Annotated in this window: 17 protein-coding genes; 8 read left to right on the forward strand and 9 right to left on the reverse strand. The window is 74.5% G+C overall.

Annotated features, from left to right (window positions below):
- Positions 1-2: 2 nt before the first annotated feature.
- Genes ABFT23_RS01765 through ABFT23_RS01775 form a run of 3 tightly spaced genes read right to left on the reverse strand, consistent with a single transcriptional unit; the run spans position 3 to position 4,528 of the window.
- Positions 3-2,681, reverse strand: a complete 2,679-nt coding sequence (locus ABFT23_RS01765) for a hypothetical protein (RefSeq protein ID WP_347892133.1) — start codon at positions 2,679-2,681, stop codon at positions 3-5.
- 34 nt (positions 2,682-2,715) lie between these two features.
- Positions 2,716-3,501, reverse strand: a complete 786-nt coding sequence (locus ABFT23_RS01770) for a thioesterase family protein (RefSeq protein WP_347892134.1) — start codon at positions 3,499-3,501, stop codon at positions 2,716-2,718.
- 1 nt (position 3,502) lies between these two features.
- On the reverse strand, positions 3,503-4,528 hold the full coding sequence (locus ABFT23_RS01775) for an NADP-dependent oxidoreductase (RefSeq protein WP_347892136.1): 1,026 nt from the start codon (positions 4,526-4,528) through the stop codon (positions 3,503-3,505).
- A gap of 77 nt (positions 4,529-4,605) precedes the next feature.
- Here ABFT23_RS01775 and ABFT23_RS01780 point away from each other — a divergent pair, with 77 nt between their 5' ends.
- Both ABFT23_RS01780 and ABFT23_RS01785 read left to right on the forward strand, forming a co-directional pair.
- The gene (locus ABFT23_RS01780) at positions 4,606-6,774 is read left to right on the forward strand and encodes an MMPL family transporter (RefSeq protein ID WP_347892137.1); all 2,169 of its coding nucleotides are present in this window, start codon (positions 4,606-4,608) and stop codon (positions 6,772-6,774) included.
- A gap of 88 nt (positions 6,775-6,862) precedes the next feature.
- Complete coding sequence (locus tag ABFT23_RS01785; protein ID WP_347892138.1) at positions 6,863-7,039, forward strand: hypothetical protein; 177 nt, start codon at positions 6,863-6,865, stop codon at positions 7,037-7,039.
- Positions 7,040-7,065: 26 nt separating this feature from the next.
- On the opposite strand, the gene ABFT23_RS01790 is transcribed toward ABFT23_RS01785, so the two are convergent.
- A complete protein-coding gene (locus ABFT23_RS01790) occupies positions 7,066-7,257 on the reverse strand; it encodes a hypothetical protein (RefSeq protein WP_347892140.1) in 192 nt (63 codons plus the stop codon).
- A gap of 42 nt (positions 7,258-7,299) precedes the next feature.
- Complete coding sequence (locus ABFT23_RS01795; RefSeq protein ID WP_347892141.1) at positions 7,300-12,645, reverse strand: alpha-L-rhamnosidase-related protein; 5,346 nt, start codon at positions 12,643-12,645, stop codon at positions 7,300-7,302.
- Positions 12,646-13,009: 364 nt separating this feature from the next.
- On the opposite strand from ABFT23_RS01795, the gene ABFT23_RS01800 reads away from it, so the two are divergent.
- Positions 13,010-13,213 (forward strand): cold-shock protein, encoded by a 204-nt coding sequence (locus ABFT23_RS01800; RefSeq protein ID WP_347892142.1) that lies wholly within the window; start codon positions 13,010-13,012, stop codon positions 13,211-13,213.
- Positions 13,214-13,271: 58 nt separating this feature from the next.
- On the opposite strand, the gene ABFT23_RS01805 is transcribed toward ABFT23_RS01800, so the two are convergent.
- The gene (locus tag ABFT23_RS01805; RefSeq protein WP_347892143.1) at positions 13,272-14,750 is read right to left on the reverse strand and encodes a glutamine synthetase family protein; all 1,479 of its coding nucleotides are present in this window, start codon (positions 14,748-14,750) and stop codon (positions 13,272-13,274) included.
- Between the two features lie 173 nt (positions 14,751-14,923).
- Between ABFT23_RS01805 and ABFT23_RS01810 the strand changes: the two genes are divergently transcribed.
- Complete coding sequence (locus ABFT23_RS01810) at positions 14,924-15,166, forward strand: DUF6458 family protein (RefSeq protein ID WP_347892144.1); 243 nt, start codon at positions 14,924-14,926, stop codon at positions 15,164-15,166.
- 28 nt (positions 15,167-15,194) lie between these two features.
- Here ABFT23_RS01810 and ABFT23_RS01815 read toward each other — a convergent pair whose 3' ends face one another.
- From ABFT23_RS01815 to ABFT23_RS01825, 3 genes are all read right to left on the reverse strand, one after another.
- Positions 15,195-17,372, reverse strand: coding sequence for a glutamine synthetase III family protein (locus ABFT23_RS01815; RefSeq protein WP_347892146.1), 2,178 nt, complete (start codon positions 17,370-17,372; stop codon positions 15,195-15,197).
- Positions 17,373-17,524: 152 nt separating this feature from the next.
- A complete protein-coding gene (locus tag ABFT23_RS01820) occupies positions 17,525-17,860 on the reverse strand; it encodes a hypothetical protein (RefSeq protein WP_347892147.1) in 336 nt (111 codons plus the stop codon).
- Positions 17,861-18,012: 152 nt separating this feature from the next.
- Entirely contained in the window at positions 18,013-19,764 is a 1,752-nt protein-coding gene (locus tag ABFT23_RS01825; protein ID WP_347892148.1) for a CapA family protein, read from the reverse strand.
- A 63-nt stretch (positions 19,765-19,827) separates the two neighbouring features.
- On the opposite strand from ABFT23_RS01825, the gene ABFT23_RS01830 reads away from it, so the two are divergent.
- The 4 genes from ABFT23_RS01830 (at position 19,828) to ABFT23_RS01845 (ending at position 25,007) form a co-directional block, all read left to right on the forward strand.
- Positions 19,828-21,207, forward strand: coding sequence for a M14 family zinc carboxypeptidase (locus tag ABFT23_RS01830; protein ID WP_347892150.1), 1,380 nt, complete (start codon positions 19,828-19,830; stop codon positions 21,205-21,207).
- Between the two features lie 11 nt (positions 21,208-21,218).
- Positions 21,219-21,968, forward strand: coding sequence for a hypothetical protein (locus ABFT23_RS01835; protein ID WP_347892151.1), 750 nt, complete (start codon positions 21,219-21,221; stop codon positions 21,966-21,968).
- Between the two features lie 53 nt (positions 21,969-22,021).
- Positions 22,022-23,602: a phospholipase D-like domain-containing protein gene (locus tag ABFT23_RS01840; protein ID WP_347892153.1), complete on the forward strand. Its 1,581-nt coding sequence runs from the start codon at positions 22,022-22,024 to the stop codon at positions 23,600-23,602.
- Between the two features lie 100 nt (positions 23,603-23,702).
- Positions 23,703-25,007 (forward strand): serine/threonine-protein kinase, encoded by a 1,305-nt coding sequence (locus ABFT23_RS01845; protein WP_347892154.1) that lies wholly within the window; start codon positions 23,703-23,705, stop codon positions 25,005-25,007.
- The last annotated feature ends 20 nt before the right edge of the window (positions 25,008-25,027 follow it).

Consider the following 25,027-nt stretch of genomic DNA (forward strand, 5'->3'; position numbering starts at 1 on the left):
GCCTACTGCGTCGCCCAGTGCGCGTTCGTCCAGCGCTGGCCGGCGGTGTCGGCGACGTGCTGGGTCAGCACGGTCTGGCCGGCGAGCTGGCTCACCAGCTCCTCCCGACCGACGTAGTTGAACTCCTCGGGGTGCGGCGCGTAGGTGCGGCCGTCGGGGTAGCGCTGCTGCATGGCCGCGGCCGCGCGCAGGTGCAGCAACGCGTAGGTCCGGGCCGTCGTCGGGTCACCCACGCCGTAGGTCGCGGCCTGGACGTCGACGAGCACGTAGTGCATCTGCAGACCGGGGCCCCAGTCGATGCCCTCGGGGTAGTAGATCTCGGCGCTGTCGGGCCGGTAGATCGTGCCGCCGGGGGCGAGGTAGCGGTCGGCGGGGTAGTCGACCGTGGTGTAGGCGGCATACGTCGGGCCGACCAGGGCGCGGGCCGCCTCGGGCACCGGCCGTCCGGCCAGCGTCTGCACCCAGGCCTGGTCGAGGGTCTGGGCGACGGCGGCCATGTAGTCGGGTGCGACCCGGCTGTGGTTGCGCACCGTGCCGTCGGCCTCGACGTTGGACCCACCGAGCCACGAGCGCAGCGGCAGGCCGTTGACGACGTCGGCGCGGACGACGTCGGCCGGTCGGGCCCAGGCGCCGAGGGCGCTCCGGGTGGTGGCGTGCACCCACTGCGGCCGGTGGTCGTGGCCCGGCAGCATCGCGGTGGCGAGCTGGAGCACCATGGCCTGCCAGCTGCTCTCCTCGGCCTTGGAGTCGCCCGAGGCACCCAGGAGCCGGCCGGCCCGGTCGCGCAGGTAGAGCGGGCCGCGGCCCGCGATGTCGTCGGCCTCGGCGACGACCGCGCGGGCGACCGCCTGCTGGGTCGCCGGCGGCAGCAGGCCCCACACGAGCCAGGCGGCGCGCCCGAGGTTCGCCGCGACGAGCGAGCCCTGCCAGCCGCCACCCCACCCGTCGACCCGCTGGGAACGGTGCTCGGCAGCCAGCCGCGCGACGAGGAGCTGCAGCCGCTGGAGCCCGAGCGCAGCCGGGACGCCGATGCGGGCGTCGTCCCACCGCCCGCTGGCGAGGGTCGCCGCCACCCCGAACGCGACCATCGCGATCCGGCGGGCGGGGTCGGCGAGGGGGTCCTTCTTCACCGAGCGCTCCCAGACACGGCGGTCGGCGCGCTCGATCGGACCGGGTCGGGAGAACTGCACGAGCCGACGCGTCAGCAGCCCCGGGAGCACCGTCGTCCACCAGGTGCCCATGGCGTAGCGCGTCGAGCCGACCAGGATCGAGGACGCGAGTCGGCGTGGCTCGTCGGGCACGGCCGGCGCCGTCGGCACGAGGCGCGCGGGCGGGCGCACGACGGCGGCCGGCGGCACCGAGTAGGCGACGACGTCGACCACGACGTGCGCCGAGCCCGGACGCTTGATCGTCCAGGCGCCGCGAGGCCCGAGCGGCAGGGTGACGACGGTCGAGCGGTTGACGCGCGGTCGCGACGGGACCACGACCGGCGTGGCGTCGCGCACCGACACGTGCGGGGCGAGGGCGACGTCGCCCCGACGCCGACGCCCCCCGACCGTGGTGACGACCGCCGTGACCGCGGTGGCGGCGGCCGGCACCCCGGCCCGGCCGGAGAGTCGGACCGGGACGGCCTGGAAGGGGGTCAGCGCTCGGCTCCGCGAGTCGACGACGCGGCCGCGGCGTGGCAGCACGTGGAGCCCGCCGGCCGAGGGCGAGCGGCCCGAGCGCACCAGCGCGACGACGTCGACGTCGACGTCGGCCTTCCCGGCCGACGTCCGGACGGCGACCCGGCCGCGGGCGTCGAGCGGCACGACGACCTGCTGGACGACGTCGCGACCGCGGGTGAAGGTCACGGCCGGCGTCCGGTCGCGCCGCGGGCCCGTGGACGACATCGTGAGGAACCCGTCGCGGGTCGCCCGCGTGAGCGAGACCTGGACGACGGCGGCGGTCGTGGCGCGGGGCGCGCGGGCGCGCGCCCGCAGGTCGAGCACGGTGTCGCGACGGTGGGTCACCGGGCGTCGTCGCGGGGTGTCGAGCACCCGCCGCGGTGCGGCGAGCACCTGCAGGTCGGGGTCGGCGGTGGCGGAGTCGAGCCACCCGACGACGGTGAGGCCGACGGCGGCCGGCGCGCTCGACAGCACGTCGACCTGGCCGGAGGCGTCGAGGGGGACGACGACCTGGTTGGCCACGGTGTCGCCGGCACCGAAGGCGACGGTCGCCGGCGTGCGCCTCAGCATCGTCGGCGCGCCCACGCGCACCCGGCCGGGGCGCGGACCGCCGCGGACGGTCAGCTGCAGCGCGACGGCCGACACACCGACGGCCGGGACGCCGTGCCCGTCGACGACCCGCACCCGGCTCACCCGACCGGCGGCGAGCGCGCCCGGCAGCACCGCGCCGTTCGCCGCCCGCACCACGACCGGGGGCACCGGGTTGAGGCGGCCGAGCGTCGACGGGGCACCGCGGGTGACCCCGGTGTCGAGACCGGCGCGTCCCGACGACGGTGCCGACGGTGGTGCCGACGTCGGTGAGGACGGTGCGGCGGAGGACGGCGCCAGGGGCGGGACGGCCAGGACGGGGACCACGAGCGCGACGGCCAGACCGGTCACCCACGGCGAGCGCATCGAGGGGCTCCAGAGGTAGGGGTCCACGACCAGGGGGCCGCGGGCCTCGGAGTATGGCACCGATCGCCGCCGGGCACGGCCGGAACCGCGAGCGTCACCCCGACCGGTGACGAGACGGCCGGACGGTCAGGGTCTGCGCGACGGTGCCGAGCGGGCCCGCCTCGTCGTGGATCGTGCTGCTGGTCAGCCCGAGGCCGGCCGGCCCGAAGGTGACGGTGGTGTCGAAGCCGAGCCACCCCGGGCGGGGCGTGCGCACGAGGTGCGCGGTGAGGTCGAGGTTGGGGAACGCCACATCGGTCGGGTCGGCGCGCACGACCATCCCGTTGGCGATGTCGAGCAGGCCGGCGGCGCGGGCCAGCGGGCCGACGTCCTCGCCGTCGAGCAGCGGCTGGTCGGTGCGCACCCAGTAGGCCCCGCGTCCGGGCCGCACCTCGCCGCGGCGGATCTCGGCGGAGGCGATGAACCCGCCCGGCCAGAGCTCGGTGCCGGGCCACCGGGACATGGTGTCCGGTGGATCGATCGGGGTCAGGTCGGTGGCGGCGAGGTCGGTGGTGTCGAGCGCGGCCGCCGCCCAGGCCCGCAGGACGACGACCGGCCGGCCGGCGTGCGTGAGCTCGGCCTCGACCAGCTCGATCGTGCGACCCGGACGCCGCAGGCGCACCTCGACCGCGACCTCCTCGACCGGGACGACGCCGAGGATGTCGAACGAGAGCCGCGACAGCGTGAGGTCGTCGCCGCGCCGCCGGCGCAGGTCGGACTCGACCAGGTGCGTCATCAGGCCCAGCGAGGGCGCGACGTGCTGCTCGGCCTCGTTCCAGGCGCCGGTGGTGTGCTCGGTGGGGGCGAACGTGTGCCCGCCCGTGCGGTGGAAGTAGGGCACGTCAGGACGGGTCGGGGCCGACGCGCACGAGCGCCTTGCCCACGTTGCGCCCGTCGAGCAGGCCGCGGAACGCCTCGACGGCGTTCTCGAGGCCGTCGGTGACGTCCTCGAGGTAGCGCACCGAGCCGTCGGCCACCCAGGCCCCCATGTCGCGGGCGAAGGCCTCGCCGTGCGAGGCGGTGAACTCGTCCTGGATGAACCCGCGCACCGTGAGGCTCAGCGTGAGCACCCGGCGCATGAACCCGGGCAGCCGGTCGGGGCCCTCGGGGGTCGACGTCGCGTTGTAGTCGGCGATCAGCCCGCAGACGGGGACGCGGGCGTAGCGGTTGAGGCGCCGCGTGACCGCCTCGGTCACGTGGCCGCCGACGTTCTCGAAGTAGACGTCGATGCCGTCGGGCGTGGCGGCCGCGAGGTCGTCGACGAAGGTCTCGGAGCGGTGGTCGACCGCGGCGTCGAAGCCGAACTCCTCGACCAGCAGGCGGCACTTCTCCGCGCCGCCCGCGACGCCGACGGCGCGGGCGCCCTTCAGGCGCGCGACCTGCCCGACGGCCGAGCCGACCGGTCCGGCGGCGGCGGCGACGACCACCGTCTCGCCGGGCTCCGGACGGCCGATCTCGAGCAGCCCGGCGTAGGCGGTGAACCCCGGCATGCCGAGCACGCCGAGCGCCGTCGAGGTGGGGGCGGACGAGGTGTCGACGAGCTTGGTCTGCCGGGCGTCGACGACCGCGTGCGTCTGCCACCCGGTGAAGGCCAGGACGACGTCGCCCACCGAGCGTCGCTCGGAGCGCGACTCGACGACCTCGCAGACCGTGCCGCCGAGGACGACGTCGCCGATGGCCAGCGGCTCGGCGTACGACTTCGCCGTGCTCATCCGACCGCGCATGTAGGGGTCGAGCGAGGCGTGGATGGTGCGCAGCAGGACCTGGCCGTCGGCCGGCTCGGGCAGCGTGGTGGTGACGGTCTCGAAGTCGGAGTCGGCGGGCACGCCGACGGGGTACGCCGCCAGCCGGATCTGGGTGGTCTCCATGGCTCCTACTGTGCCCCCGGCCCCCACACGGGGCGCAACGGCACCCCCGGCCCCGCTCACGGCCGTAGAGTCCACGGGTGCTGGAGAGGTGGGGAGGCCTGGTCTACCGACGTCGGGTGGTCGTGCTGGCCGTCTGGGGCGTGCTCGTCGTCGCCGGGGCCGTGCTCGGCGGCTCGGTGTTCGACCGGGCCGAGGACGTCGGCCCGCGGCCCGGGACCGAGTCGACGCTGGTCGAGCAGCGCCTCGACGCGTTGGACTCCGAGGGCGAGCAGGTGACCGCGCTGCTCTCCGGCCTCGACCCCGTCGACCCCGTGGTCTTCGAGCAGGCGAGCGCGGTCGTCTTCCGGGTTCGCGACCTGTCCGGGGTCGCCGACGTGCGCGACCCGTGGACGACCAGCGCCTACGAGCTCGTGGCCGACGACCGCAGCAGTGCCGTCGTCGAGGTCGAGCTCGACCCGGCACTCGACGACGATGCCGCGATCGCCGTCGCCGACCAGGTCGCCGACCTGCTGCGCACCACGCCGTTCCCCGACGTCGCCGTCGGCGGCGTGCTGCTGGCCGAGCAGACCTTCACCGACCAGGCCGTGCAGGACGCCGCCCGCGGCGAGGGCGTGGCGCTCGTCGTCCTGCTCGTGCTGCTGGCCGTGGCCCTCGGCGGGCTCGCGGTCGGCGCCCTGCCGGTCGTGGCGTCGCTGGCCTCGGTCGCGGTCTCGCTGCTGGCGCTGACCGGGCTGGCCGGGTTCACCGGCGTGAGCGACTTCGCGGTCAACGTGGTCACCGTGCTCGGCCTCGGCCTGTGCGTCGACTACTGCCTGCTCGTGGTGGCCCGGTTCCGCGAGGAGCGCGCGGCGGCCGGCCGCAAGGCCGACCTGGCCGACGTGCTCGGGAGGACCGTCGCCACGGCCGGGCGCACGGTGCTCGTGTCCGGGCTCACCGTGGGCTCGTCGCTCGCGGCCCTGCTGCTGCTCGGCGACCCCTTCCTCACCGGCATGGCGGTGGGCGGGCTGGTCGCCGTCGGCGTCGTCACCGCGGCCGGCCTGAGCCTCGCGCCGGCCCTGCTCGCGGTCGGCCACCGCCGCGTGCCCCCGGCCGACCGCGGTGCCCTCGGTCGCCCGGCGCGCCCGCCCGAGCGGTCGCTGCTGGCGCGCTCGACCCGGCTCTCGCAGTCGCGGCCGTGGCCGGTGCTCCTCGGCTCGGCCGGGCTGCTCGTCGTCCTCGCGCTGCCGCTGCTCGGGCTGCAGCTCGGTGCCTCCGACGCCCGCTCGCTCCCGCCCGGCTCCGAGGCGCGCGAGGTCGTCGAGGTGGTCGAGGCCGACTACCCCGACGTCGCGACGGCACCGCTCGAGGTGCTCCTCGACGCCCCCGCCGACGACGAGCGGTTCGCCACGTTCGTCGAGGAGGTCACGGCCCTCGACGACGTCGAGGACGTCGTCGTGCGCGACGGGCTGCCCGACGGCTGGAGCCGGCTCTCGGTCACCCCCGAGGGGACGACGAGCGGCCCGGCGGCGCAACGGGCCGTCGCCGACGTCCGCGCGCTCGGGCCCGCCTTCGACGAGCCGGTCGACGTGCAGGTCGGCGGGCCGGCCGCCGAGCTGGTCGACGCCCGAACGGCCCTGGGTGACCGGCTGCCGTGGGCCGTCGGCGCCGTCGCGCTGGTCGCGGTGCTCCTGCTGCTGCGGCTGACGGCGTCGCCGGTGATCGCGATCAAGACCCTGGTGCTCAACCTCGCCTCGCTCGCGGCGACGCTCGGCGTGGTCACGCTCGTCTTCCAGCACGGGTGGGGCGGGCCGCTGCTCGGCGGCACCGCCACCGGCACCCTCGACCTCACCACCCCGCTGCTGCTGGCGATGTTCGTCTTCGGGCTCTCGATGGACTACCACGTCTTCCTGGTCGCGCGGATCAAGGAGGAGTGGGACTCCCCGCGCCCGGCGCGCCGGGGGGTGACCGCGCCGGAGCCGGGAAGCCGGGCCGCCAACGACCGGGCGGTGCTCGACGGCATCACCGCCTCCGGTCCGGTGGTGACCCTGGCCGCGCTCGCGATCGCGGTGGTGTTCATCGGCTTCGCCGCCGGCGAGCTGGTCGCCGTCAAGGAGGTCGGCGTCGGCATGACCGTCGCGATCCTGCTCGACGTCACCGTCGTCCGGGGGCTGCTGCTGCCGGCGGCCATGACGCTGCTGGGCGAGCGGAACTGGTGGCGCCCCCGGTGGGCGGGCGCCCGTCCGGAGCCGGCCCGCTCCCTGGGGTGAGGGCGAGCCCCTGCGCGGCTTGGTCTACTCGGGGTGCTCCCTCCGACCGCCCCCGACCCCGAGAACCCCACCGAGGACGCGACCGGACATGAGCCCTCTCCCCGACACCTGCCCGCAGTGCGGCGCCCCGCTGTTCCCCGTGCTCGAGACCCCGGGGGTCGCGAGCGCTTCGGGCACCGGGTCGACGGCCCCGGTACCCGCCGACCCGCCGTTCCGGCTCAGCTGCGGCACCTGTCCCCCACCCGTCGCACCGGCGCTGGGGTAGGCCTGCGACCGGGCGCCGCCCACGCGTCAGCTGCCGGCGGTGCGCGCCCTCTCGGCCGACTCGGCGAGCGCGACGATCTCGGCGACGAACGGCGGGAGCTCGTCGTCGGCGACCACGAAGCCCTCGGTGCCGAGCCGGTTGCCGATCGTGCCGGTCGCCTGTGAGATCACGTTGCCGTGGACGTCGATGGTGCCCTCGGGCGTGAGCTCGATCGTCATGGCGCCTGTCCTACCCGGACGACGACGACCCACTCCTGGCGGCTACCGCACCACCACCCGGAACGACCCGGCGGTGCCGCCGGCCCTCACCATGACGGTCACGACGCCCGGCCTGCGGGCGACCAGCCGGCCGGCGACGTCGATCGTGGCGACGCCGGGAGCCGACGAGCGGTAGGTCACCTTCACCCCGGTGGCGCGCGAGGGTGCGTAGCGGCCGGTCACGTAGACGGTCTGCCCGACGCGCATCGACCGCGGGACGGCGGCAGCGACGCGTCGGACCTTCACCGGCACGCGCTTCTTCACCACGGTGACCTTCGCCGTGGCGGCCGCCGTGCGGCCGCCGGCGCCCGGGCGGACGGCGGTCGCGGTGATGCGCACGGTGCCCGGCTTGCGGGCCCGCACGACGCCGGAGGCGTTGACGGTGGCGACCTTGGGGTTCGACGAGCGCCACACGACGCCGCCGGCGTAGGTGGCGCGGCCGTTGCTCAGGTAGACGCCGTCCTCCAGCCGGAGGCGGGTGCCACGGGCCAGGCGGGCCCGGTCCTGGTTGAGCTTGACCCTCACCACGACCGGCGCGGCCGGCGGCGTCGGCGGGTCCACGGGCGGGGCGGCGGGCAGCACCGTGTAGGTGAGCGACGCCCGCGCCCGGTGACCGGCGTTGTCGACGACGGTCTGGGTCAGCGTGTGCGTGCCGAGCGCCCGCGAGTACCCGGTCTGGGAGCACGTCGCCACGCCGGACGTCGCGTCGGTGGCGGCGCATTCAGGTTCGGCGGGCAGCCTGTCCAGCCGAATGTTACCGGCGGGGAAGGCGCCGAACGACGGCACAGGCTTGTTCGTGTCGAGCTTGACCGTGAGCGACTGCTCGGACGACGTGTTGCCCGCCGCGTCGGTCGCTGTGTACCGCAGCGTGTGCTCACCGTCGGTGGCCACCGCGACCGGGCCGGTGTAGTCGGCGAGCGGGGCGCCGTCCAGCCCGGCGCGCACCGTCGGGGTGGCGTCGACGTCGTCGACCGCGGTCACCTCGAGGGTGGTGGGCGCGGTGATCCAGCCGTTGTTGCCGTAGGTCGTGCCGTCGGCCGGCGCGGCCGAGACCGTGGGTGCGTTGCCGTCGGCCGGCGCAGCCTCGGGGCGCGAGACCCACACGTCGGTGAGCGACGGGTCGTAGAACTGGTCGTCGCCGCCGGAGTAGCGGAACTTCACGGTGACCGTGCCGTCGCCGTCGGGGTCGAGCACCGCCGGGTCGTCGACGAGCACCTGGTAGCTGGCCAGCGTGTTGCCGACGACGCCCTCGTTGGGCACCAGGTAGCGCACCTGTTTCACGGCCACGTCGTCGACAAGGATCGTGTAGGCCTTCGGCTTGGTCTGCACGACGGACAGCGAGCCGGGCGCCGCGGTGTCGGCCGTCTCGCGGAGGGTGAGCACGAACGGTTCGCCCTGCTCGGCGGCGACGTCGACCGAGAACCAGCTGCCGTCGCGTGACCACGGGAAGCGCCGGGTCAGACCGCCCTCGGTGTTGGTGCCGCCGACCGGGATGGTCGGGCGATAGCTCCACTGCAGGTCGTGGGCGAGCTCGGTCGGCCCCGGCCTCACGTTGGCGGGGGTGTTGCCGGTGGTGCCGGTGCCGCCGTCGCCGAGGTCGACGAAGTCGGTGGCTCCCGGGACCGCGCCGGCCCCGGTGGTGCTCCAGCCCTGGCCCTTGGGGCCGTACCACTTCACCCGGTCGGCGCTCGTCGCGCTCGCCAGCACCGAGCCGCGGTCGACGAAGTCGACCGAGACCGACTGCATGATCGGCAGGCCGTAGCGGCCGCCGCCGTGCACGGTCACCGGCACCTCGAGCGAGCCGCCGGCGGGCACCGTGACCAGCGCGGACGGCGCCCCGGCCTCGAGCACACCGGCGACCGAGCGCGCCCGCAACCGGCCGGTGACCGGCTGGGCACCGTTGTTGCGGACGGTCGCGGTGACCAGCCACTGTCCGGTGCGTGGGTAGTCGCCCTCGCGCGCGCCGACCGTCACGGTGTCGACCGCGACGTCGGCGGCGACGGTGACGAACGACGTCGTCGTGGCCGAGAACGCGCGGTCGGAGCCGGCGTTGGTCACGGTGACGTCGGCCGTGGCGTCGTACGCCGCGCCGCTGCGGGCGCCCTGCGGCACCTCGACCGGGAAGGTCAGCTCGGCGCTGGCGCCGACGGCGACGGGACCACCGGTGAGCGTCGTGGGCTCGACCAGGCCGGGCACCTCGACCTCGGCTGTGACCGCGTCGATCGCGGTGGTGCCGGTGTTCTGCACGGTCACGACGCCCGGACGCGTCTCGCCCGGCGCCACGGCGCCGAGCCGTGGCAGGACCACGGACGCCGGCGGCGAGGCGACGGCGAACGACCAGGCGCCCGCCGCGACCCGGACGACGGTCTCGCCGTCAACGACCTCGATGCCGAGCACGCCCGGCGTCGCCGTCGACAGCGCGTCGCCGTTCGCGACGACGTCGCCGATTTCGATGGTCGGCAGGTGGATCTCGGCGACCGTGCCGCTCGGCACGGTGGCGTCGAGCAGGTAGCTCGTCGCGTCGCGAGCGTCGATCGCGACGGCGATCTCGCCGTTCGCGCTGTGCACGTCGGCGTTCACGGTCTTCAGCGAGCCGAGCTGCGGCCGGACGGCGAACTCGGCGAAGCCGGGCGTGATCGGCTGGATGCCGGCGCCGTAGCGGCTCAGCATGGTCAGCGGCCCGCCCGTCCAGGCGTGGTTGAAGGTGCCGGCGGCGTCCTGCTCGGGCCCGGCGAAGAACTCCCAGAGCGTGGAGTGGTCGGGGTCGTTGACCATCGGTGCGTAGCGGTCCTTCATGCGGGCGATGGCGGCGTCGGGGTCGCCCATCAGGTAGAGCGCCTCGAGCACGTACTTGTCCATGTAGGGGCTGGACTTCTGGATGTTCACCAGGACGTCGCGGATCGTCTCGTAGTGCTCGGGCTTCGCGAGGCCCGCGTAGACGGCGAGGGCGTTGGCGCGGTCGTCGGCGCGGCCGTCGCCGGTGGACTCGTAGTAGCCCTTGCCCGGCACCCAGAGCTTCTCGATGTTGTCCTCGATGGACGTCGCCCGCTCCTGCAGGAACGCCACGGCCGGGTCATCGGCCGGGACGCCGAGGGTGGCGGCTGACTTCATCGTCGACTCGAGCGCGATGTAGTACCAGAGGGTGTCGATGAGGCGGCCGTCCTCGTTGTAGCCCCAGTCGTGCCAGTGCCAGGTGCCGCCGTGGTCGTGCTTCAGCAGCCCGTCGGCGTCCATGTCGTAGGTGCGCAGGTAGGCGACGCTGGGCTCGTAGGTCTCGTCGAGCGCGGTGGCGTCGCCGGAGTACTCGTAGTACATCCAGAAGCTCATCACGGCGGCGAGCGACTGCGCGGGCAGCTCGGAGAAGGTCGCGGCCGGAGCCTGGGTGGGGATGAGGTCGCCGTTGCGGAAGCCCATGAGGTTGGTGATGCCCTTGCGGGCCAGGGCCGTGGCGGCCGGGTCGAGGGCGTAGAACGCCTCCTCGAGCTCGTTGGTGGCGTCGCCCCACCACTGCGAGCGCTCGCGGTCGGGGCAGTCCATGTAGGAGTCGCGCATCGTCACGTAGAGGGTGTCGCGCGCCATGCGCCAGAGCTTGTCGAGGTAGGGGTCGTCGGAGGTGAAGCTGCCGTCGAACTCGCTGGCGTAGCCCGAGAGGCGGTAGCCGATCGCCTCGACCACGGCGCCCTGGGGCGCGACGACGAACAGCTTGTCGCCGTTCATCCAGATCAGCGACTCGTACTCCTGGGCGCCGGCCTTGGTGACGTACTCGGCCTGCACGGCCTGCTCGATGCCTCCTCCGCGCACGGTGGCGTGGTCGGTCTTGAGCCCGACGGTGACACCGGCCTGGGTGCCGGCACCGAGGCGGACGTACGGCGTGAGCTGGTGGTTGACCGGCATCCGGTACTCGTACGTCGTCACCCCGCCGCTCGTCGTCGTCTTCACCGCCGGGTCGGTGACCGGGACGGCGGTCGGCTCGGCGTCGTACTTCAGCAGGGGGATGGGGCGGTCGACGAGGAGGTTCCACGGTGCCGACCCCTCGTTGCCCGAGGTGATCGCGGCGGGCCAGTCGGTGTCGTCGAATCCGGGCGACGTCCAGTCCGCCCAACCGTCGGGCTCGGCACGCGCGTCGTAGCGGACGTTGGGCTCGGCCAGGCGGTAGTTCACGTCGACCGCCATGCGGCCGTAGGCGCCGACCTTGGTCGCCTTCCAGGTCTCGTTCGAGCGCAGGTCGACGTCGGGAGCCTCGAAGAACAGCCCGGCCCGGCCGGAGTAGGGCCCGGCGTAGCCGCCGCGGCCGTAGGAGACGGCCAGGATCGCGACGGTGTTGTCGCCGTCGACGAGGTGAGGGCGCAGGTCGACGTTGTCGACGTAGGAGTCCTGCCGGTTCGGTCCGCGCTTCACGCTGCCCTCGAAGACGACCAGCTCGTCGTTGACGTAGAGCCAGTACTTCGTCTCGGCGGCGATGCGGGCGTTGACGACGGCGGGCAGCGCGTCGACGTCGTCGACGGTGAAGGTCTTGCGGAACGCCGCCCAGGTGTTGAGCGACGTCGGGTCGGAGCCCCAGATCCAGTAGGCGTCGTCGGGCGAGTCGGGCACGGTGCACGTCTCGGCGACCGCGAGCCCGTCGTAGCCGGCGGCGCTCGCGCCGGCCGCGCCCGCGGCGCGGTCGTCGAAGTCGTCGCCGTAGAGGTAGGTGCCGTCGGCCTTGCGCACGACCAGGTTGTCGAGCGTGCCGGTCTCGGCGCCGGACACGCGGACGCCGATCGTGCCGGACGCCGGCAGCCAGGGACGCGTGTACTGGGCGACCTGGACGTCGTCGACGGTGACGGTGACCTGCTGGCCGACGACGGCGATCGCGAAGTGGAACGTCTGTCCCGGCGTCAGCGTGCCGGCCGGGAGGGCGATCGTGCCGTCGGCGGCCCAGCCGCCGTTGTTCAGGCGCAGCGGGCCGAGCGTGTTCTGCCCGGCCGCGAACTGGACGGACGGGCCGTTGTTGCCGCCCGACGGACCGGTCTGCCGGAACGAGACCGCGAGCGTGTTGGACGTCGTCGCGTCACCCTCGAGCGTGTAGTCGGTCCACTCCGAGGCCCGGGCCGGCGCGAGGTACCCGCCGTCGTACGACGACGCGCCCGCGCTCCCGGCCGGCGGGAGACCGAGCAGCACCACCTTGTCGGTGAGCGAGCTCAACGACGAGCCGCAGACGCGCGGCGGTGCCTTCTGCTCGGGCGACGCGTCGACGACCGGGGCCGCCGGGGCCGGCGACGCCTGGGCCGGCACGGCACCCAGGGCGCCGGTCAGTCCGACGAGCAGGGCCACGACGACGAGCGGCAAGGACAGGGGACGACGGACCACGGACTTCTCCTCGACGACGGGACGAGCCGGACCGCAGGACGACGCCTGATGAAACGTTCCAACGACTCGTCCCGGAAACGTAACGGCCGTCACACCGGACCCGCAAGGGTCGGCGCGTGGCCACATCCGGACACGCATCCGACGCGCGTCGAGGGCGGCCGTGGGCCACGGATGGCGGGTTCGCCCGCCGACGGGCTACCCTGGTCGTGTTGAAGGGACGACCCCGGTCGTCCTGGCCGTGCCACAGTCGCGGCTCGTGTCTCGTACTTCTGGTCTTCGGTTCGCTGGACATCAGCACAGGTGGTGGATGTCTTCAGCGGCTCCAGGGCACCGTGCCCGGAGCGAGAACGAAAAGGATCAGATCATGGCTCAGGGCACCGTCAAGTGGTTCAACGCCGACAAGGGCTTCGGCTTCATCGCCCAGGACGGCGGCGGCGCCGACGTCTTCGTGCACTTCTCCGCCATCCAGGGCAACGGCTACAAGTCGCTCGACGAGAACCAGAAGGTCGAGTTCGACGTCACGCAGGGCCCCAAGGGCCCGCAGGCCGAGAACGTGAACGTCATCTGACGTAGCACCACCCCTGACCGGGCCCCGACCGCGACGCGGTCGGGGCCCGGTTCGCGTCTCAGCCGACGTGCCAGTAGCGGCGCACCAGCTTCTCCCGCAGGTCCGGGTGCTTGGCCATCTTCTTCGGCGTCGCCGTGCGGTCGAGGGCGTGCAGCCGGGCAACGATCGCGTCGACGAGCTCGGGCGGGAACACGTCGTCCTCCTCGAACATCGCGCGGGCGACCTCGAAGGCGACGGCCGAGGCCCCGCACGACGACGGCAGCTCGTCGAAGTCGTCGTGGTGGTCGGCGTTCAGGCGCTCGGCGTCCTGCGGGCCGTCGACCGCCGACAACCCGCGGCGGGCGGCCACGGCCATGCCCGCGAGCAGGAGGTGGACGTCGGCCGAGCCGTCACCGAGGCGGAGCTCGACGGTCTGCGGGTGCGGGGCGAGCTCGGTCTGCGCCGGCGGGTGCTGGGGGTTGGCGTGCGCGAGCATCGCCGGCAGCACACCGCCGCCCCACGCGAGCGGGATCCGCACGAGGCCGGTCCGGTCGGTCTCGGCCCAGCAGATGCGCTCGGGCGACTCGTCGCCGTCGGAGAAGCGCAGGTAGGACGTCGGCACGGTGTTGGCCAGCGCTGTGAGGGCCGGCGCCGCGTTCAGGTAGCCGGCCACGAGACGGCGTCCGGTGTCGGTGAGCGCACCCTCGTCGTCGACGAGCACGTTCACGTCGTCGCGGACGAGCCGGCTGTGCACGTGCAGCCCGTTGCCCGCTCCGTCGCCGCTGACCGACGGCGCGAAGGTCGCCTCGAGACCGTGGGCGTGGGCGACCTCGCGCACGACCCACTTCGCGAGGACCAGCGCGTCGGCGGCCTCCTCGACCGGCACCGGCCAGAGCTCGATCTCGTGCTGCACGAGCTGACGCTCGGCCTCGCCGATGTTGCCGACCTCGCCGTGGCTGTACTTGAGCCGGATCCCCATCGAGGCCAGGTGGTGCAGCACCTGCTCGCGGACCGCCTGCCCCTTCGAGAACGGCGGCGACTCCTGGTAGCCGCGCTCGGGCTCCACCGGGAAGAGCGGGTCCGGGTCGCCGACCAGGTAGTACTCCAGCTCGCCGAACGCCTCGAGCACCAGGCCGGTGTGCCGCGTCAGCGACTCCGCCGCCCGCCGCACCAGCTGCTCGCGGGCGTAGGGCAGGGGCGAGCCGTCGGCGCGGTAGAAGCTGCAGAGCAGGTCGAGCGAGCCCTGCTCGCCGAACGGGTTGAGGAACGCGGTGCGGTAGCGGGGCACGACGTAGACGTCGCTGTCCTCGACCGCGGCGTCCGCGAACACGCTCGAGCCGTCGACCCGCTCACCGCGGGTAAGCACCTCGACGAGGTGCTCGCGCGACGCGGGCACGAAGGCCACGGTCTTGAGGCGGCCGTCACCGCCGACGTAGCGGAGGTTCACCTGGCGCAGACCCAGCCGCTCGATGGCGTCGACGAGGTCGTCGCAGCCGAAGTCGGCGGCGGGCTTGCCGAGCAGACGGACGAGGGCATGGGCGGTCAGCTCGGTGGACATCCCCCGTTGTAGCAACCGGGGACGGCGCGCCGGTCCACCCGCGAGGGTCGCGCGGGTGCCCGGATGCCGCCCGCAAGGGTGATCTACCCCCGCGTCCCGCGCGTCATGGTGACAGGAGGGACCAAGCCGTCCCGCGCCGCTCGGGAGCGCACCCCACCTTGAAGGAGCACATCATGGGATACGGATTCGGCGGCTTTCTCGTCGTCGTGGGCCTCGTCCTCGCGCTGGCCGTCACTGACACCGTCCAGGGGATCGACCTGACGATGGTCGGCTGGATCATGACGGCGGTCGGCGTCGTCCTCATCGCCATCACCGCGATCACCTGGAACAGCGGGCGCCGCGCCCGCAACGTCCAGACGGTCACCCACCCGGACGGCAGCCAGACCGTCCACGAGAACAAGACGACCAACTACTGAGCAGCACCGTCCGGGGCGCGTTGTCCGGTCAGAGGATGTAGAGCATCTCCTGATAGGTCGGCAGCGGCCACAGGTCGTCGGCGACGAGCCCCTCGAGCTCGTCGGCGGCGTCCCGGACGGCGGCCATCGCCGGCAGGACGACGTCGCGTGCGAAGGTCGCCGTCTCGAGCGGGTCCTCGGCGTGCTCGTGCCCGACGGCCTCCTTCAGGGTCGCCAGCGACGACGTCAGTGAGCCGACGAGCCCGGTGACGGCCTCGAGCATCGTCCGGTCGGCCGTGATGCCGGCGTCGGCGAGTGCCGTGACGTTGAGCGCGAGCTCCGTCTGGTAGCGGATGGCGGCCGGGAGCACCGTGGTGGTGCCCATCTCGAGCGCCGTGTTGGCCTCGACCGCGACCGAGAGCACGTACTGCTCGCAGCCGACCTCGAAGCGGCTGTGGGCCTCGCCCTCGCTGAAGACGCCGTACGTCGTGAAGAGCTCGATCGCCTCGGGCGTGATCAGCTCGGGCAGCGCGTCGACGGTGGTGCGCAGGTTCTTCAGGCCACGCTGCTCGGCCTCGACCGGCCACTCCTCGGAGTAGCCGTTGCCGTTGAAGATGACCGCGCCGTGCTCGGCGACGATGTCGCTCAGCAGCGTCTGCACGGCCTCGTCGAAGTCGGTGCCGCCCGCGAGAGCGGTCTCGAGGTAGGTGGCGCAGTGGTCGAGGGCCTCGGCCATGATCGTGTTGATCATGACCATGGGGCCGGCGACGGTCTGGTTCGAGCCGGGGGCGCGGAACTCGAACCGGTTGCCGGTGAAGGCGAACGGCGACGTCCGGTTGCGATCGCCCGGGTCCTTGGTCAGGTCGGGCAGCGTGTCGACGCCGATGAGCAGCGTGCCCTTCTCCTTCGAGCGCGTGGCGCCGCCCTTGGCGATCTGGTCGAAGACGTCGGCGAGCTGGTCGCCGAGGAAGATCGAGATGATCGCCGGCGGGGCCTCGTTCGCGCCGAGACGGTGGTCGTTGGACGCCGACGCGACCGAGACCCGCAGCAGGCCGCCGTACTTGTGCACGGCGCGGATGACCGCGGCGCAGAACACCAGGAACTGCGCGTTGTCGTGCGGGGTGTCGCCCGGCACGAGCAGCGAGCCGAGCTCGGCGTTGCCGAGCGAGAAGTTCACGTGCTTGCCCGAGCCGTTGACGCCGGCGAAGGGCTTCTCGTGGAACAGGCACTCCATGCCGTGCTTCTTGGCGACGGCCTTGAACGTGGTCATCAGCAGCTGCTGGTGGTCGGAGGCCTCGTTGGCCCGCTCGAACATCGGCGCCACCTCGAACTGGCCCGGCGCGACCTCGTTGTGCCGGGTCTTGGCCGGGATGCCGAGCTTGAACAGCTCGCGCTCGGTGTCCATCATGAAGCCGAGCACGCGCTCGGGGATGGCACCGAAGTAGTGGTCGTCGAACTCCTGGCCCTTCGGCGGCTTGGCGCCGAACAGCGTGCGGCCGGCGTTGAGCAGGTCGGGGCGGGCGAGGAAGAAGTGGCTGTCGACCAGGAAGTACTCCTGCTCGGGGCCGCAGTAGGCGACGACGTTGTCGGGCTCGGTGTGCCCGAACAGCTCGAGCACGCGCTTGGCATGCACCGACATCGCCTGCTGGCTGCGCAGCACCGGCGTCTTGTGGTCCAGCGCCTCGCCGGTCATCGAGATGAAGATCGTCGGGATGCACAGGGTGTTGCCGTTGGGGTTCTCGAGCACGTAGGCCGGCGACATGACGTCCCAGCCGGTGTAGCCGCGGGCCTCGAAGGTGTTGCGCAGCCCGCCGTTGGGGAACGACGACGCGTCGGGCTCGCCCTGCACGAGGGTCTTGCCCGAGAACGAGGCCAGGGCCGTGCCGTCACCGACCGGGTCGAGGAAGCTGTCGTGCTTCTCCGCGGTCAGGCCGGTGAGCGGGTAGAAGACGTGCGCGTAGTGGGTCGCGCCCTTCTCGAGCGCCCAGTCCTTCATCGCCGAGGCGACGGCGTCCGCGACGTCGGGGTCGAGCGGCGTCGACTTCTCGATCGTCTGGACCACGGAGCGGTAGACCGACTTCGGCAGGCGCTTCTGCATCGCCGTGAGGCTGAAGACGTTGCTGCCGAAGATCTCACCCGGCTCCTCGCCGGGGTCGAAGCTGATCGGCGGTGGCGTGTGGGCCTCGACGGCGGCGATGGCCTGCAGGCGGACGGGGTTGGCGGTCATGGGGTGCTCCTTGGCTCGTCCCGAGGCCGGCGGTGGCCTCGGACGCCCCCGCCTGGGCGCGAACCTAGGAGTTCCGTGTGTCGGGCTCGTTTCGGAGCCGTGTCAGGGGGCGCCGGCGCCCGGTGACGTCGGTCACAGGCACCCTCGGACGATCACCCGGCGCGGCGGGCGACCCAGGGCGTGACGGTCTCGGACGGCGCCACCTCGGGCTGGCCGTCGTGCACGAGGCGGGGCGTGGCGAGCTGCTCGACCAGCGCGGCGACGCGCGACGAGCGGGCGCGCAGCCGCAGCAGGTGGGTCGGGGTGCGGAACGAGACGGTGCTGGTGAACCGGCCGCGGGTGGTCTCGACCAGGGTGACGTCGCGCAGGTCGAGCGACATGCGCACCTCGAGGAGCGAGCGGCGCGGCCGGAACATCAGCTCGTGGCCGGCGTGGGTGAGCCGCCCGGGCACCCAGGAGCCGCAGCCGGTGAGGTGGAGCTCGAGCATCGTGGGCCGCGACGCAGCGGACCCGGTGCGCAGCGGCTCGGCGCGGAGTTGATCGACGACGTACGACACTGGTGCCCCCCGACAGGTTCCCGACAACCGCGAGGAGTGGGGGGCAGCACGGATGCCGAACCTCGCTGAACACCTCGAGCGTATCAGCGATCGGGCCGGCTGAAGTGTTGGAAGTCCGGCGACCGCCACGCCCCGCCCCACGTCCAGCCGAGCCGGTCGAAGGTGCGCGTGACGACGTCGTCCTCGCCGATCACGCCGCGCCCGAGCCGGGCGCCCGGGCTGCGGTCGACCGCCACGAACCGGCGACCGGACGGCGGCAGCACGTCGCCGCCCTCGAGCACGTAGGGGTTCTGCACGGGGTTGATGTCGACGGCGCGACCGTAGGCGTGGTCGGAGAACGTGCTCTGCCCGGCCACGGTGCGGCAGTTGTAGCCCGAGGTGTTGTTGGCCGCCATCGACCGGTCGTCGTCGCCCCCGTAGGCGTCGACGAGCCGCATGCGCTCGATCGGGAACCGCGCCCGGTGGAGCGCGGCGAACACCTCGACGACGTCGGCGGCGACGTCGGCGTGCACGATCATCCGGCCCTGGTACGAGCCGCCGTCGAAGCCGACGTGGGTGAGCGAGAGGTGGCGCAGGTCGGCCAGGGGCACCGGGCACGTCGCCGGGTCGTGGGTGGTCGCCATCCGGCGCGCCATCGCCGGTCCGATCCGGCTGACCGTCGAGGTGAAGGGCATCCGCCGGGGCTCCGGGTCGGGCGCGGGGGCGGCCGGGCCCGGGGGTGGCGCGAGGTCGGCGCAGGCCCGCAGCCGCGACCACTGCGCCTGCGCCGTCGCCCGGGCGGCGCCGGCCAGCGGTCGCGGCGCGCCGCCCTCGGCGGCGATCCGGGCCGGCACCCAGTCGTGGGCGACGGTGGTGCCGTCGGCGTCGACCGTCAGGCGCAGGACGCCGGTCTCGGACCGGGCTCCGTGATACCAGAAGAAGTTGCCGAGCCCGTAGGCCACCGATGTCTCGCCGAGCAGGCCGGCGCCCTGCAGCACGTGCGCGTGCGTGCCGACGACGACGTCGGCACCTGCGTCGGCGAGCGCCCGCGCGATCTGCCGCTGGCCGGTCGTGGGGCACGACTCCTGCTCCTCGCCCCAGTGCAGGTAGACCACGACGACGTCGCCCAGGGCGTCGGCAGCACGCACGGCGGCGACGACCGGGCGCAGGTCGCTCGTGCGGGCGGTGGCCAGCCCCGGGCCGGTGCCCGGCCCCACCGCCCAGACCGGGTCGGCGCTCTCGCGCGGCGAGGCGTCGGCGGCGAGCACCGAGACGCCGATGCCGCGCACCTCGGTGCGGTACGGCGTGAATGCCTCGGCGACGTCGCGGCCGGCGCCGACCACCGCGACCGGGCTGTCCTCGGCGATCCGCAACGACTCGCGGAGCCCGGCCACGCCGTAGTCGGCGCCGTGGTTGTTGGCGATCGAGACGACGTCGACCCCGGAGCGGTCGAGCAGGTCGAGCGCGGCGGGCGGGCTGCGGAACCAGTAGCGCGCCGACGCGTCCTCGTTCTCCTTGGCCGCCCGCCTGCCGCCCGTGCCGAGCGCGCTCTCGAGGTTGACCATCGCGACGTCGGCGCTGCGCAGCTCGGCCGACATCGGCCCGAGCGTCGTCCGCGGCCGGCCCGGCAGCGCGGCGAGCGCGCCCTCGAAGTGGACGTCGCCGGCGAACGCCAGGGTCACGCTGCCGGTCGGCGCCGGCGTCCGGTCGACCCCCGCGGACGACGCTCCCCCGGGCTCGACGTCGTCGGTGGCCTCGGTGCGCTCGACCTCGCCGTCGGGCTCGATCGGCGTGCTGCACCCGGCCGCGACCGCGGCGACCAGCAGCGCGGTGAGGAGTCCGGGGCGGGCGGGCACACGACGAGTGTGGCCGGCCAGGTGGAAAGCCGGTCGAAAGCCGCCGTGCGAGAGGCTGCTCCCATGAGCGACCTGCCGGCCTGGCTGACCGACGAGCTCGCCACCGTGCCGTCGTACGACGCCTTCCTCGGCGTCGACGCCCTCGTCGCCGGGCTCGAGCGCCTGGCGGCGGCGCACCCCGACGTCGCCACGCTGCGCCGGATCGGGACGTCGCGCCAGGGCGAGGCGCTGTGGTGCCTGACCATCGACGACGTTCCGGCGGACGCCCCGGCACCGGACGCGCTCGTGGTCGGGCTGCCGCACCCCAACGAGCCGATCGGCGGCCTGACCGCGCTGCACCTGGCCGCCCGCCTGACCACCGACGCCGACCTGCGGGCGCGGCTCGGCCACCGCTGGCACGTGGTGGCCTGCATCGACCCCGACGGCCTGCGGCTCAACGAGGGCTGGCTGGCCGGACCCTTCGAGCGGGCCTGCTACGCCCGCCACTTCTACCGCCCGGCCGGCGTCGAGCAGGTCGAGTGGACGTTCCCCGTCGCGATCGGCGACGTCGTCTTCGACGAGCCGATCGCCGAGACCCGGGCCCTCATGGGCCTCATCGACGAGCACCGCCCGGCGCTGCTCGCCTCGCTGCACAACAGCGAGGTCGGCGGCGCCTACTACTACCTCAGCCGCGCCGAGCCGGCCCTGCACCGGGTGCTGCAGGCCGTGCCGGGCACGGTCGGCATCCCGCTCGACCGCGGCGAGCCCGAGTCGCCGGTCGACGTCCGCCTCGACGACGCCGTGCACCACGCCCCCGACGCCCCGACCTTCCACGCCCGGCTGAGCGAGCACGGCCTGCCGTGGCCGCCGCACGGCGCGAGCACCTCGATGTACGCAGCGCGGCACGGCACGCTCACGATCCTCTCCGAGCTGCCCTACTGGGCCGACCCGAGCGTGGCCGACGACGCGCCGTCCGGCACCCACTACGCCGACGCCCTCACCGAGCTCGGCGACGGCCTCGTCGACCTCGGCGACCGACTGACCACCGCGATCGACGACGTGACCGGGGCGCTGCTGGCCCCCACCTCCCCGCTGTGGCTCGCCGGCTCGGCGTTCGGCCGGGCGATGCGCGGCTACGGCGAGCACGCCCTCGCCCGGGCCGGCGTGGCGTCGTCCGACCGCGAGGCGACGGTGGCCGAGGCCGCGTCGCTCGTCACCCAGCTGCACGCCTTCCGGCTGAGGTTCGGCGGCATGGTCGTCCGCGCCCTGCAGGGCGAGATCGCGCTGGGCAACGTGCGCGAGCCCGTCCGGCGCCACGCCGCCGACCTGGGCGCGACCTACGAGGCGTGGGTCGCCGACGACGCCGTCGCGGTGCAGCACGACCCGATCCCGATCGGCGACCTCGTCACGGTGCAGTACGCCGCCACGATCGCGGCCGCGGCCCACCTGGCCGGGCGGCTGTGACGCGCCTCGTCGTGGCGCGTGCCGGGGGTCGCGGCGCGCTCGTCGGCCTGCCTGTCGTGCTGGTCTCCCTGCTGGCCGTCGCCGGGCACGCCGAGGCCCACGACGTCGAGCTGCGGCTCCTGCCGGCCGCGCTGACCGCGACCGGCTGCGCCACCGTCGGTGCCGCGGTGCTGGTCGCGAGCCGGGCCGCGGGTGGTCGATCTTCCGACCCCGCGCCCCCGCAGCTGGGTCCCGAGCACGACGACCCGGCCGGCTCCGCCCTGCGCCGTCAGCAGTCCTGGCTGTCGACGGCCCTCGTCGTGGGTCTCCTCCCGCTCGTCGTCGCGCTGCTGATGCCGCGCCTCGAACCCGGGATCCGCCGCCCGCTCACCCCGGACGGGCAGTACACCGGGCGCCTGGTGCTGGCCGTCGTGCTGGCCGTGCTCGGCGTCGTGCTCGTGGTCGTCGCGCTCGCCGCCGCCCGTCGCGCCGAGCAGCAGGCGCTCGAGGCCGTGGTCGCCCACGGTGCGGCGCGTTCCGACGACGTGCGCGCCGCCGTGCTCGCCCTGCGCCCGGCGGCACTGGTCAGGGTCGGCATCGCCGCCTGCGGCGGCGCCCACCTGCTCGCCGTCGGCGCGCTGCTCGCCCCCGTGCTGGGTGCGGCCGCACCCGCCGTCGGCCTCGTCGGCGCCGTCGGCGTCCTGGCCCTGGGCGCCCGCGGGTCGGCCGCCGACCTGGGGGCGCTGGACGCCGTCCGGCGGGTGCTGACGGAGGAGCGGTAGGCGCCGCTGGACCCGCCACGCCCGGGGCATCGCGCGCCTGGGAGGGTGCGGGGGTGACCGAACCGGCCCAGTGGCTGCTCACGCGGGCCGAACGCGGCAACCCCGCGACCCGGATCGACGACACCTGCGCACCCGGCGAGGCGTGGTCGACCGGCAACCTGGCCGAGCCGCTCGTCGACGGCGAGGCCTACTTCGCCCGGCTGCTCGCGTGCATCGAGGCGACCGGCCCGGGCGACCTGGTGTGGTTCACCGACTGGCAGGGCGACGCCCGGCAGCGGCTGGGCGAGGCCGACGGCACCGACGTGCTGACCGTGCTGGTCGAGGCGCGTCGCCGCGGCGTCGACGTGCGCGGCCTGGTGTGGCGCTCGCACACCGACCTGATCGGCTTCTTCGCCGCCCAGAACCGCCGCCTGGGCGAGCAGCTCGGACGACGCGGGGTGCCGGTGCAGCTCGACATGCGGGTGCGCCCGAGCGGCTCGCACCACCAGAAGTTCGTCGTCGTCCGGCACCGTGACCGTCCGGCCGACGACGTCGCCTTCCTCGGCGGCATCGACCTCGCCCACAACCGCCGCGACTCCCCGGCCCACCACGGCGACCCGCAGGGCCGCCCGCTGACCCCCGAGTACGGCGAGCACGCGCCCTGGCACGACGTGCAGCTCGAGCTGCGCGGCCCCGTCGTGCACGGCGTCGAGACCGTCTTCCGCGAGCGGTGGGAGGACCCCACGCCGCTGACCCGGCTGCCGTGGCGCCGGGTGGCCGACGCGCTGCGCCCGGTCGAGACCGAGGACTCCCGGCTCCCGGACCAGCAGCCGCCACCGCCCACCGCCGGCTCGCACACCGTCCAGCTGCTGCGCACCTACCCCGCCCTCCGGGCCGGACGCGCGCACCCCTTCGCCCCCCAGGGCGAGCGGAGCGTGGGCCGCGGCTACCGCAAGGCGATTGCCCGCGCCGAGCGCTTCGTCTACGTCGAGGACCAGTACTTCTGGGGCGACGAGGTCGCCGACCTGTTCGCCGAGGAGCTCGCGGCCAAGCCCGAGCTGCGCCTGATGATCGTCTTGCCGCGCCACCCCGACAAGACCGGCCTCAACCGTGCCGCCCAGCTGCTGGCGCGGGGCCGCGCGATCGACTCGCTCCACCGCACCGCGCCCGGACGGGTCGCGGCCTTCACGCTCGAGAACACCGCCTCGGTGCCGGTCTACGTGCACGCCAAGGTCACCATCGTCGACGACGAGTGGGCCTCCACCGGCTCGGACAACTTCAACCGCCGGTCGTGGACCCACGACTCCGAGCTGACCGCCGCCGTCATCGACACCGCCTACGCGCGCCGCCTGCGCCTGCAGCTGGCGGCCGAGCACCTCGGCCGGCTCGACCCCTCGGCCGTGGACGCCGCGCCGTCGCTGGTCGCCGACTGCGACGACGGCGCCGACATGTTCACCACGTTCGGTGAGGCCGCCGACCGGCTCGACGCCTGGCACCGGGGCGGCCGTCACGGCTCCCGGCCGCCCGGCCACCTGCGGCGCCTGCCGCGCGACCCCCAGCACGACCTGCTCCGGCCCGCGGCCAGCCTGGTGCTCGAGCTCGTGCACAACCCCGACGGCCGGCCCCGCCGCATGCGGGGCACGAGGCAGCTGTGACCCCGTCGTCCCCGCCCGGCCGCGGTCGGACCACCCCGGCGAGCGAGGGCGGGGCCGGCACCACGGGCTAGCCTCGGGCGAGCCCTGACGGAGGTGCACGATGAGCGAGCCGACGACCCGCCTCGGCGACCGCTACGAGCTCGGCGAGGTGCTCGGGCGGGGCGGCATGGCCGAGGTGCGCCGCGCCCACGACACCGTGCTCGGCCGCGACGTGGCGATCAAGGTGCTGCGCACCACCGACGTCGTCGACCGCACGCGGTTCGAGGCCGAGGCGCGACTGCTCGCGCGCCTCTCGCACCCGCACGTCGTCACGGTGCTCGACGCCGGTGTCGAGCACCGCGACGACCACGAGGTCCCGTGGCTGGCGCTCGAGCTGGTCGAGGGCGAGACCCTGGCCGACCTGCTGGCCCGGGGCCCCGTCGTCCCGGCCCGGCTGGCCACCGTCGGCGCGCAGGTCGCCGACGCACTGGCCCACGCCCACGCCCACGGCATCGTGCACCGCGACGTCAAGCCCTCCAACGTGCTGCTCGACGCCACCGGACGCGCCCGGCTGAGCGACTTCGGCATCGCCCGGCTGCTCGACGACGAGGCGGCCCTCACGATGACCGGGCACGCCGTCGGCACCGCCGCCTACATCGCCCCGGAGCAGGTGGCGGGCGAGTCCGTGACCACGGCGAGCGACGTCTACGCCCTCGGACTCCTGCTCCTCGAGGGCCTGACCGGACGACGGGCCTTCCCCGGCCCGGCGGTCGAGGCGGCGCTGGCCCGTCTGCACCGCGGCCCCGACATCCCGGCGTCGCTCCCACCCGGCTGGGGTGCGCTGGTCGCGGCGTGCACCGCGCGCCCGGCCGGCGATCGTCCCTCGGCCGACGACGTCGCGACCCGCCTGCGCGCGCTGGCCGCACGCGACGCGGTGGCCACGGCCCCGCTCGCCGCGACCGGGACCGTGGCGATGCCGGCCCCGGCCGGGGTCGGCGCGACGTCGGCCACGGCCGTCCTGCCGGCGATGCCCGCGTTCGCGCCGCCGCCCGGGCGACGACGGCGTCGCGGCGTGGTCGCGCTGGCCGCCCTCGGCGTGCTCGCCGTCCTGGGCGCGGCGACCCTGCTCGGCACCCGTGCGGGCGACGAGCCCGCCGGAGGCGACGAGCCGAGCCCGGCCTCGACGTCCTCGTCACCCGCGCAGCCCGCGTCGCCGTCGTCGTCCCCGGCCGGTGACCGCACGGCCGAGCCGGCCGCCGAGGCCACCACCACCGCCCCGCCCGCTGCGCCGCAGACCACGGCGCCACCCGCTCCGGCGGGCCCGGGCAAGGGTCCGAAGGACAAGGGCGGACCGAAGGACAAGGGTGGCCCGCCGGGCGGGCCCGGCAAGGGCGGCCCGAAGGGCAAGGGCGGCAAGCGGCCCTAGGGCGTGGCCGGGGCTCGACC

The organism is Nocardioides secundeburneus (genome assembly GCF_039939255.1).
Lineage (GTDB): Bacteria > Actinomycetota > Actinomycetes > Propionibacteriales > Nocardioidaceae > Nocardioides.

What these genes read in the sequence shown, in the direction of transcription:
- ABFT23_RS01775 (WP_347892136.1), bottom strand. Translation starts at nt 4,528, where the DNA reads ATGGAGACCACCCAGATCCGGCTGGCGGCGTACCCCGTCGGCGTGCCC.
- ABFT23_RS01785 (WP_347892138.1), top strand. Translation starts at nt 6,863, where the DNA reads ATGAGCCCTCTCCCCGACACCTGCCCGCAGTGCGGCGCCCCGCTGTTC.
- ABFT23_RS01790 (WP_347892140.1), bottom strand. Translation starts at nt 7,257, where the DNA reads ATGACGATCGAGCTCACGCCCGAGGGCACCATCGACGTCCACGGCAAC.
- ABFT23_RS01800 (WP_347892142.1), top strand. Translation starts at nt 13,010, where the DNA reads ATGGCTCAGGGCACCGTCAAGTGGTTCAACGCCGACAAGGGCTTCGGC.
- ABFT23_RS01805 (WP_347892143.1), bottom strand. Translation starts at nt 14,750, where the DNA reads ATGTCCACCGAGCTGACCGCCCATGCCCTCGTCCGTCTGCTCGGCAAG.
- ABFT23_RS01810 (WP_347892144.1), top strand. Translation starts at nt 14,924, where the DNA reads ATGGGATACGGATTCGGCGGCTTTCTCGTCGTCGTGGGCCTCGTCCTC.
- ABFT23_RS01815 (WP_347892146.1), bottom strand. Translation starts at nt 17,372, where the DNA reads ATGACCGCCAACCCCGTCCGCCTGCAGGCCATCGCCGCCGTCGAGGCC.
- ABFT23_RS01820 (WP_347892147.1), bottom strand. Translation starts at nt 17,860, where the DNA reads ATGCTCGAGCTCCACCTCACCGGCTGCGGCTCCTGGGTGCCCGGGCGG.
- ABFT23_RS01830 (WP_347892150.1), top strand. Translation starts at nt 19,828, where the DNA reads ATGAGCGACCTGCCGGCCTGGCTGACCGACGAGCTCGCCACCGTGCCG.
- ABFT23_RS01845 (WP_347892154.1), top strand. Translation starts at nt 23,703, where the DNA reads ATGAGCGAGCCGACGACCCGCCTCGGCGACCGCTACGAGCTCGGCGAG.